Raw genomic sequence first — 379 nt, 5'->3', positions numbered from 1 at the left:
GCTCTCTGGCCGCGGCCAGCTGTGCGGAGACGGCGATCACGGCGATGACGACGACGAAGACGAGACTGATCGCCGCCGAGAAGCTGAGGCTGCCGTTCTCGAAACTTTGGAAGACAAGGATCGACAGCACCCGCGTGTCGGAGGTGTAGAGGAACAGCACGGCGCTCATCTCCCGCATGCCGAGCATGAGCAGGAGCAGAAGCGTCGACACGATGCCGGTGCGCATCAGCGGCACGGTGACGTTCCGGATGGCCCGGAACCGGCGGGCGCCCAGGAGGACGGCACTGTTCTCGAGGTCGGGATCCAGTTGCAGCATCGACGAGGACACGCTCCGGTACGCCTGCGGCATCGTCACCGCGACGGTGGCGACGGCCAGGAG

General features: G+C 66.2%; 1 protein-coding gene. It reads right to left on the bottom strand.

Translation table 11 applies throughout. The features are described 5' to 3' along the window. Positions 1–379: ABC transporter permease subunit (locus C1I95_RS34690; protein WP_146605977.1), on the bottom strand; the 379-nt coding region annotated here is incomplete at both ends.

Origin of the sequence: Micromonospora craterilacus, assembly GCF_003236315.1 — a bacterium.
GTDB classification, from domain to species: Bacteria; Actinomycetota; Actinomycetes; order Mycobacteriales; family Micromonosporaceae; genus Micromonospora; species Micromonospora craterilacus.
Note: the sequence above shows the minus strand (reverse complement) of the source record. Positions and strands in the feature narration are given on the sequence as shown.